The following is an 8,436-nucleotide window of genomic DNA, read 5'->3' on the forward strand; positions in this document are numbered from 1 at the left end:
CCACGGTGGTGGCGGGGCCCTCCGGCGTGTCCGGGGTGGGTTTCCCGGTCGGGGCCGGTCCGGGGTGCGGGCCGGGTGTCAGCGGTGGTCGACGGTGGGGCCCGGGGGGAGGGAGAGCATCTGGCGGTGGCGGCCGCCGCTGGACGGCGCGGGGGCGAGACCGGTGGCCGTACCCATCACCGGGGCGGGCGCGGGCGGCGCCGGCGGTGCGGGCGCGGGCACCGGCATCGGGTGCGGAGCCGCGCCCAGGTAGCCGGCCGCGACCCAGCCCTGACCGTCGGTGAACTGGGCGGCGGGGACGGCAGGTTGGTCCTGGACGGGGGCCGGGGCGGCGGGGCCGAGGTTGTCGCCGGTGGGGGGCTCGGGGCGGTGGCCGTGGTGGTGGCCGGTGCTGTGGGTGCCGGGGTGGGCGCTGCTGGTGTGACGGCCGGTGTGGCTTCCGGCGTGCGTGCCGGGGTGGCCTCCGCCGGTGTTGTTGCCGGTGTGGGAGTTGCTGTGGGGGGTGGCGTGGGCGCCGGTGTGGCCCCCGCTGTGACTGTGCTGCTGGCCGCCGGTGGGGCCGGAGCCGTGGTGCTGGGAGCCCGGCATGAACTGGGGGAGGCCCGGCGTCTGGCCCGGGAGGGTGTGGAAGGTCTGCTGCTGGGGCGGGTACGGGCGCTGCTCGCCGTGCAGCGGGTAGCTGTCGCGGACCGCGAAGCCGGTGAACTTCAGGTCCTCCTCGTTCGAGCGGTCACCGGGCAGGGCGCGGAAGAGGCGCCGGTACTCGGAGTACAGCTCGTCGTAGATCGGCGTCGCGGAGTGCGGGTGCTCGGCGTCGTACGAGGGGCGCATGCCCGGGATCGAGCGCGAGGCGCTGGCGGACCGGCCGGGGGACGCGGAGACGTCGTAGCTGTACACGTAGGGGCCAACGAGCGAGAGGGGCGGGGGATGCGGGCCCTGGGGGCGGGGGTGCGCCTACACGCCGGAGTGCGCAACGGGTGCGCGCGCCGGGCGGGGTGTGGGCACGCCGGGGCGGGCGCGGGCACGGCGGAGTGAAGCGGGGAGCGCAGGGCGCGGGCGGGGTGCGGCGGGGTGTTCCCGGGCATGGCGCGCGGCGGGGTGTCGCGGGCGTGCGCCCGCCGGACGGCTGCCGTGGGGGTGGGCGGCGGCCGTCCGGCGGGTCGGGGCGCGGAGCCGGATCAGGTGCCGGCGAGCGGGAGGGAGGCGGCGACCACCTGGCCCAGCGCCACCGCCCGCTCCAGCGCCTGGCGCAGCAGGTCCTCGCGGGGCTGCCGGCCGACCATGCCGGCCGGCACGGCGTACATCGTCACCTCGGAGAGCTGGCTCGCGGCCATCCGCCAGGCGTCGGTGACCTGGAGCGGCTGGTGCGCCTGCCACCAGCCGGTGCTGCCGCCGGCCGCGGCGGGCTGGAGGATCGCGTGCAGCTTGCCCATCGCGACCAGGACGGACCAGCCGGGCAGCTGGTCCGGGGTCTCGTCGAGGTCGGTGACGGGCTGGAAGCCGGCGTCCTGGAGCAGGTCGAGGAACTCGTCCTCGCCCGAGGTGCTGCCGGGGCGGCCGACCGGCCCGGTCGGCTCGACCACCAGCGAGGCGTGCCCGACCTTGCCGTGCAGGACCAGCCCGCAGGTGATGCCGAGGATGGCGGCCTGGCCGGGGGCGGCCGGCTGGGTCGGGGCCGGGCCGACGGGCGCGGCCGGGGCCGGCGCGGGGGCGCTCGGCACGGCGGCGGGGACGGCGAGGTCCGGGCCGCCGGGCTGGGTCTGGCTGATGCTGCGGACGGCGCCCGCCAGCTGCTCCTCGGAGACCGGGACGACCTGGGAGGGGATGCAGCGGGCGTGCGCGAAGGCGAGGACGGCGGTCTCGTCGCCGACGAACAGCACGGTGCTGGTGGGCTCCACGTGCGTGTCGCCGGGGGTCCGGCAGGAGGTGCACTCGTAGCCGTCGGGGGCGCGGTCGCCACCTAGCAGGCGGTCGGCTTCGTCGTCGCCGATCTCGGACCGGACCTCGTCGCTGACGTCGAGCATGCGCGGCACAGGGTCTCCTCGGATGGGTGTGGATGGGGTGCTGGGGCGGACACGGAGAGGTCGCCATGCCCAACGGGCCCTTGTGTCAGGCGTCACGGGTGCCCCCGGAGGCTGACGTGAATTGCCTCGGATCCGACCGCACCGCGTGTTCTCGTGGTCGCAATCTGTCGATGTCGGTGCCGGGACTGCCGGAATCAAACAGTGAGGTGAGTCACGGAGTCCGGATGTTTGATCTAGGAATCGACGGTTAAAGCGGACAATTCGGACATGATTGCATGGTCGTTACCGCCGGTAACCCTTGGCTGAGCTGGGAAGACCGTCGAAGTTTTGGATTCCCCGTCGACCGGCTCGTAGCTTCTTGGACGGCGCAACGAGCGCCACCCGGGTTCACCCCCGACGCACAGCCCCCCGGTCCGCCGGGCGTGGCAGGTGCCCGCCGACGCGATCGCTCGAACACGTCGTCGGCGAGCGGCTGGGTGGCCGGGGCGGCAAGCGGCACGTCCGACACGTGCCCGGCCGCCCGACGGACGCAGCGAGTGATCACGGCCCTTCCCGGGGTCTGGTTCCGCATGCCCGCCCGGGGCTGTCGAGAGGAACCTCATGACCTTCCGTAACGAGACCGCCGCTGCCACCACCTCCACCGCCACCAAGCGCAACCGCGTTCGGATGGCTGTCGTGGCGGGCGCCGCTGTCGCGGCCCTGCCGGTGGCCGGCCTCGTCACGGCCACCTCGGCCTCCGCCGCCTCCGTCTCCACCTGGGACGCCGTCGCCCAGTGCGAGAGCGGCGGCAACTGGGCCATCAACACCGGCAACGGTTTCTACGGCGGTCTGCAGTTCACCTCCAGCACCTGGGCCGCGTTCGGTGGCACCGCCTACGCGTCGCAGGCCAACCAGGCCACCAAGGCGCAGCAGATCGCCGTCGCGGAGAAGGTCCTCGCCTCGCAGGGCCCGGGCGCCTGGCCCGTCTGCTCCGTCAAGGCCGGCCTGACCAAGGGCGGCGCCCCGGCCGCCGTCGACACCTCGGCGGGCTCCGCCGCCGGCTCGACCGCCGCCAAGCCGGCGCAAACCCCGAAGCCCGCCGCCAAGCCGGCCGAGGCCCCGAAGGCCGCGCCCAAGGCCCAGGCCGCGCCGAAGGCTCAGGCCGCGCCGAAGAACGACGCCGCCGCGCCGAAGGCTGCCGCCCCGAAGGCCGACGCCCAGAAGTCCGCGCCGAAGGCCGACCAGGGCGCCAAGTCCTGGAACCGCTCGAACGACGCCAAGCCGGCCGCCAAGGGCGACTACACCGTCAAGGCCGGTGACACCCTGAGCTCCATCGCCGCCGCGCAGGGCCTGGACTGGCACGACCTGTACCAGAACAACGCCAAGGTCATCGGTGGCAACCCGGACCTGATCTTCCCGGGCCAGACCCTCAGCATCTGAGGTCTGCCCAGCTGAGGCCTCCTCGAGCACGTGAGGCCCCGTGCGCAGCCGGCGTCGGCTGCCCGGGGCTCACCGTGCCGGTGCCCGACCGGGTGCCGATGTGCTGACCTGTCGGTTCGCTGATCTGTCGGTGTGTCGGCTGTCGGTGCGTCGACGTACGGATGTGCGTACCGATGTGCACGGCTTTCACGGCCGCTTCTCCGCCGCGCGGGTTCCTCCGCCGGCCGGGGGAGCGGCCGTCGGCGTTCCCGCGGGCGGGAGTCGGGGGTGCGCGGGGGTGTGCCCGCCGTCGGCGACCGGGCTGGGCCCGGGTGGGTGCGGTGCGGGAGGATGGTGGGGTGATCCAGGGCGAGCTGTTCGGTGATCCGGGCGGGTCCCCGGGCGCGCGCGAGCGCTCCGAGCCGGCCCCCGGCGCAGTCCTGCTGCCCGGCTGGCTGGACCTCGACGCGCAGCGGCGCCTGGTCGCCGCCTGCCGGGAGTGGGCCCGCCCGCCGGCCGGTCTGCACGCCGTGCGGATGCCCACCGGCGGGATGATGTCCGTCCGGATGGTGAGCCTCGGCCTGCACTGGTACCCGTACGGGTACCGGGAGGTCGCCGAGGACGGCGCGCCCGTCAAGCCGTTCCCGCGGCTGCTCGGGGACCTGGCGCGCAGGGCCGTCGCCGAGGCGTACGGGGCCGCGCTGGGGGAGGTCGCGGGGGCGGCGTCGTACGCGCCGGACATCGCGATCGTCAACCACTACGCGCACGGCGCGAAGATGGGCCTCCACCAGGACCGCGACGAACGGGCGGACGCGCCGGTGGTCTCGCTCTCGCTGGGCGACGGCTGCGTCTTCCGGCTCGGGAACACCGAGACCAGGACCCGGCCGTGGACGGACCTGGAGCTGCGCAGCGGCGACCTGCTGGTGTTCGGCGGCCCGGCCCGGTTCGCGTACCACGGGGTGGTGCGGACGCTGCCGGGGACGGCCGATCCGGCGCTGGGGCTGCTCGGGCGGCTCAACATCACGGTGCGGGAGTCGGGGCTGGGGGCGTAACCGGAGGTCGTGCGGCCGGTGGGGGCCTCCTGGCCGACCGGGCCGTCCCGTCCGTCACCTGCTCGTCGGCTCGCCTACTCGTTCGAGTGAACTGGGCGTTCCGGACCGCTGCGCGGGAATGACCCGGGTCGCCAAAGGATTCGATTGAGCTGGAGAATTGTTCGGAGTCCGGAGAGGAAACGTGCCCATGGGTACCCCCGTCGACGACCTTGTCGATCTGCTCGACCTTGAGCAGATCGAACTCAACATCTTCCGTGGGCGCAGCCCCGAGGAGGCGCTGCAACGGACGTTCGGCGGCCAGGTCGCCGGGCAGGCGCTGGTCGCGGCGGGGCGCACGGTGGACGACGAGCGCCCGGTCCACTCGCTGCACGCCTACTTCCTGCGCCCCGGGGTCCCCGGCGTGCCGATCGTCTACCAGGTCGACCGGATCCGTGACGGCCGGTCCTTCACCACCCGTCGGGTGCTCGGCATCCAGGGCGGCCGGTCGATCTTCGCCCTCACCGCCGACTTCCACAGACCCGAGGAGGCCGGCATCGAGCACCAGTACCCGATGCCGCCTGTCGCCGCCCCCGAGGACCTGCCCAGCGCCCTGGACGAGGTCGGCTCCCGGCTCGGCGAGCTGCCCCCGTTCATCAGCCGCCGCCAGCCCTTCGACATCCGCTACGTCGACCGGCTGCGCTGGACGAAGGAGGAGCTGGAGGGCGTCGAGGCGCGCAGCGGCGTCTGGCTGCGCACCAACGGCCCGCTGCCGGACGACCCGCTGATCCACGTCTGCGCCCTCACCTACGCCAGCGACATGACGCTGCTGGACGCCGTCCGCGCCCCGGTCGAGCCGCTGTGGGGCGAGCGGAGCTTCGACATGGCCTCGCTCGACCACGCGATGTGGTTCCACCAGCCGTTCCGGGCGGACGACTGGCTGCTGTACCAGCAGGAGTCCCCGATCGCGCACGGCGCGCGCGGCCTGGCCCGCGGGCAGATCTTCGACCGGCACGGCCGGCTGGTGGTGTCCGTGGTGCAGGAGGGGCTGTTCCGTCCGCTGAAGCACCGCGAGGGGTAGGTGTGTGGCCGGAGTGGTGCCCCGTGTTGTGCCCGGTGTCGGCGCGTTGCCGCCGTGTTGCGGTTTCGGCGACATCGGGCCGACGGGAATGATCCGTCCGCGCGGACGGTGTTGTGGATGACGGAGGACGGGCGGCCCGAACAGCGGGCCGTCCACGGACCGACCGGGAGGGTGGACCGATGACGGAGACGGCCGCGGAGGACTGGAAGCACTGGAGTGACGGCCGGGCGGCGTCGGTGAGCGCGCAGCACGGCCAGCTCGCACTCACCGGCACGCACTGGCTGGAGCCCGAGCCCGCCGAGATCCCCGGCCTGCCCGGGCGCTGGTGGGCCGACGCCGAGGGCGTCCGGGTCCGGGCGGCGGCGTCCGACGGCATCACGGTCGACGGCGCCGACGCACCGGTGGACGGCGAGGCGCTGCTGCGCCCGGACAGCGACCCGGCCGCCGACACCGCCGTCCTGGGAGACCTGCTGCTCGTCCCGATCGAGCGCGAGGGCGAGCTGGCCCTGCGGGTCTTCGACCCGGCCGCACCCCGTCGGACGGCGTTCGCGGGCATCTCCGCCTTCCCGTACGCGCCCGAGTGGGCCGTGCCCGCCGTCTTCACCCCGTTCGAGGACGACGACGCCCGGTCGGTCGTCGTCCCGAACGCCGACGGCCGGGAGCGCCCGCTGGCCGTCTCCGGGCAGATCGCCTTCACGGTGGCGGGCGAGCACCGCACCCTGACCGTCAGCCGGTCGGGCGATCGGCTCAGCGGCGTGATCGCGGACACGACCAGCGGCATCGACACCTACCGCTTCCGCTTCATCACCCTGCCCGCGCCCGACGCCGAGGGCCGCACCGTCCTCGACCTCAACCGGGCCTACCTGCCGCCGTGCGCCTTCTCGGACCACTTCATCTGCCCGTTCCCGCCGCCGGGCAACCGGCTGGACTTCGCGGTGGAGGCGGGGGAGAGGCAGGTGCTGAGCCGGTAGCGGGGGCCTCGCGGGTGGGGCCGGGGCGTCGCGGGCGGGGGCGGGCTTTCGCTGGGGCGGCCCCGGTGCGGGGCCGTCCGGGGGCGGAGCGGAGCATGAGGGACTATGTCGAACAATCAACATTCCACGCCGTCCCCCGCGCCCGCCCCGTCCCCCGCATCCTCCGCCGCCGATCCCGAACCCGAACCGGAACCCGGACCGGGGGACGGACCCGGGGCAGGGGACGGACCCGGGCCGGAGGCAACCGCCGGCTCACCCTGGTACCGGCGGGCCTTCGCCGACCTCAGCCCGCTGCGCGACCACCCCGACTACCGCCGGGTCTGGGCCGGGCAGGCCGTCTCCTCCATAGGCCAGCAGATGACGGCCGTCGCCGTCTCCGTCCAGGTCTACGACCTGACCGGCTCCGCCTTCGCGACCGGCCTGGTCGGCATCTTCTCCCTCGTCCCGCTGGTCGCCTTCGGCCTCTACGGCGGCGCGATCGCCGACACCGTCGACCGGCGCCGGCTGGGCCTGCTCGGCTCGGCCGGTCTGGCGGTCGTCTCCGCCGTCCTGGCCGCGCAGGCGCTGGCCGGCCTCGGCCTGGTCGCCGTCCTGTACGCCGCCGTCGCCGTCCAGGCCGGCTTCTTCGCGATCAGCTCGCCCGCCCGCTCCGCGATGATCCCCCGCCTGGTGCCCAGCCACCAGCTCCCGGCGGCGAACGCCCTGAACACCGTCAGCATGAACCTCGGCCTCACCGTCGGCCCGATGCTCGGCGGCGTCCTCATCGGCGCCTACGGATCCCAGGCCGCCTACCTGGTCGACACCGTCGCCTTCACCGGCACCCTCTACGCGATGTGGCGCCTGCCCGCCATGCGGCCGCTCGGCGAGCGCAAGGGCCGCGCCTCCGTCCTCGACGGCCTCCGCTTCCTGCGCGAGCAGCCCAACCTGCGCACCAGCTTCCTCGCCGACCTGGCCGCGATGGTCTTCGGCATGCCGCGCGCCCTCTTCCCGGCCATCGCGGTCACCTTCTACGGCGGCGACGCCGGCACCGTCGGCCTGCTGGTCTCCGCCCCGGCCGTCGGCGCCCTGATCGGCGCGCTCTTCTCCGGCTGGGTCGGCCGCGTCCACCGCCAGGGCGTCGCCGTCCTCGCCGCCGTCGCCGCCTGGGGCCTGGCCATCGCGGCCTTCGGCGCCCTCCACAACCTCTGGCTCGGCCTCCTGCTGCTCGCGGTCGCGGGCTGCGCCGACACCGTCAGCATGATCTTCCGCAACACGATGATGCAGGTCGCGGCCCCGGACGAGATGCGCGGCCGCCTCCAGGGCATCTTCATCGTGGTCGCCGCCGGCGGCCCCCGCCTCGGCGACTTCGAGTCCGGCACCGTCGCCGCCCTCACCAACCCCGCCACCTCCGTGATCACCGGCGGCCTCGCCTGCGTCGCCGCCGTCCTCCTCCTCGCCGCCCGCCGCCCCGCCTTCCTCACCTACGACGCCCGCCACCCCACCCCCTGACCCACCCCACCCCCCGAACCTGGCAGCGAGCACCCCCCGACGTGCTGTATTGTTTTCCACGTCGCCGGGACAACCGGAGACAAGGTCGAGAAGCCCACAGCAGAGCCCCCCAGGCCCCGCTGCAGGCACCGAGACCACGGGACGTGGCGCAGCTTGGTAGCGCACTTGACTGGGGGTCAAGGGGTCGCAGGTTCAAATCCTGTCGTCCCGACAGTGATGTCGGTTGTGAGAGCGGGTACTTGGGAAACCGGGTGCCCGCTCTTGCTGGTTTGCGGGATGAGTTTCTGGTTCCCGTGTGGTCCCCGGGATGGCCGTGGAGCTGTGCCCATTCCTCGCTTCGGTAGTTGCTGTGTGGGGTGTCCATTGATCTCAAGGTGTAGTGCGATACCTCCTCGCTGATCGCTGGAGCAGGGCGGGTGGCGCACTTGACCTTCGGTCAAGTGCCC

7 protein-coding genes and 1 tRNA gene are annotated in these 8,436 nt (G+C 74.1%); 6 read left to right on the plus strand and 2 right to left on the minus strand.

Going from position 1 to position 8,436, the window contains the following annotated elements:
• Positions 1-78: 78 nt before the first annotated feature.
• Positions 79-897, minus strand: coding sequence for a hypothetical protein (locus ACFU7Z_RS30650; RefSeq protein ID WP_380781082.1), 819 nt, complete (start codon positions 895-897; stop codon positions 79-81).
• Positions 898-1,178: 281 nt separating this feature from the next.
• Positions 1,179-2,033, minus strand: a complete 855-nt coding sequence (locus ACFU7Z_RS30655) for a hypothetical protein (RefSeq protein WP_074004696.1) — start codon at positions 2,031-2,033, stop codon at positions 1,179-1,181.
• Between the two features lie 591 nt (positions 2,034-2,624).
• Here ACFU7Z_RS30655 and ACFU7Z_RS30660 point away from each other — a divergent pair.
• The 6 genes from ACFU7Z_RS30660 to ACFU7Z_RS30685 all read left to right on the plus strand — a co-directional run bounded on the left by ACFU7Z_RS30660 (position 2,625) and on the right by ACFU7Z_RS30685 (position 8,201).
• Complete coding sequence (locus ACFU7Z_RS30660; RefSeq protein WP_117490113.1) at positions 2,625-3,443, plus strand: transglycosylase family protein; 819 nt, start codon at positions 2,625-2,627, stop codon at positions 3,441-3,443.
• A 341-nt stretch (positions 3,444-3,784) separates the two neighbouring features.
• Positions 3,785-4,474, plus strand: a complete 690-nt coding sequence (locus ACFU7Z_RS30665; protein ID WP_380781089.1) for an alpha-ketoglutarate-dependent dioxygenase AlkB family protein — start codon at positions 3,785-3,787, stop codon at positions 4,472-4,474.
• Between the two features lie 187 nt (positions 4,475-4,661).
• Positions 4,662-5,531, plus strand: a complete 870-nt coding sequence (locus tag ACFU7Z_RS30670; RefSeq protein WP_380781084.1) for an acyl-CoA thioesterase — start codon at positions 4,662-4,664, stop codon at positions 5,529-5,531.
• A 179-nt stretch (positions 5,532-5,710) separates the two neighbouring features.
• Positions 5,711-6,502, plus strand: a complete 792-nt coding sequence (locus ACFU7Z_RS30675) for a DUF1684 domain-containing protein (protein WP_049658848.1) — start codon at positions 5,711-5,713, stop codon at positions 6,500-6,502.
• Positions 6,503-6,607: 105 nt separating this feature from the next.
• Positions 6,608-7,990, plus strand: coding sequence for an MFS transporter (locus tag ACFU7Z_RS30680; protein ID WP_380781087.1), 1,383 nt, complete (start codon positions 6,608-6,610; stop codon positions 7,988-7,990).
• A 137-nt stretch (positions 7,991-8,127) separates the two neighbouring features.
• A tRNA-Pro gene (locus tag ACFU7Z_RS30685) sits at positions 8,128-8,201 on the plus strand.
• Positions 8,202-8,436: the final 235 nt, after the last annotated feature.

This window comes from Kitasatospora sp. NPDC057518 (assembly GCF_042802075.1).
In the GTDB taxonomy this organism is placed as follows: Bacteria; Actinomycetota; Actinomycetes; order Streptomycetales; family Streptomycetaceae; genus Kitasatospora.

Bases quoted from the DNA above. Each gene is read 5' to 3' on its own strand.
- ACFU7Z_RS30660 (WP_117490113.1), top strand. From the start codon at position 2,625: ATGACCTTCCGTAACGAGACCGCCGCTGCCACCACCTCCACCGCCACC.
- ACFU7Z_RS30670 (WP_380781084.1), top strand. From the start codon at position 4,662: ATGGGTACCCCCGTCGACGACCTTGTCGATCTGCTCGACCTTGAGCAG.
- ACFU7Z_RS30675 (WP_049658848.1), top strand. From the start codon at position 5,711: ATGACGGAGACGGCCGCGGAGGACTGGAAGCACTGGAGTGACGGCCGG.
- ACFU7Z_RS30680 (WP_380781087.1), top strand. From the start codon at position 6,608: ATGTCGAACAATCAACATTCCACGCCGTCCCCCGCGCCCGCCCCGTCC.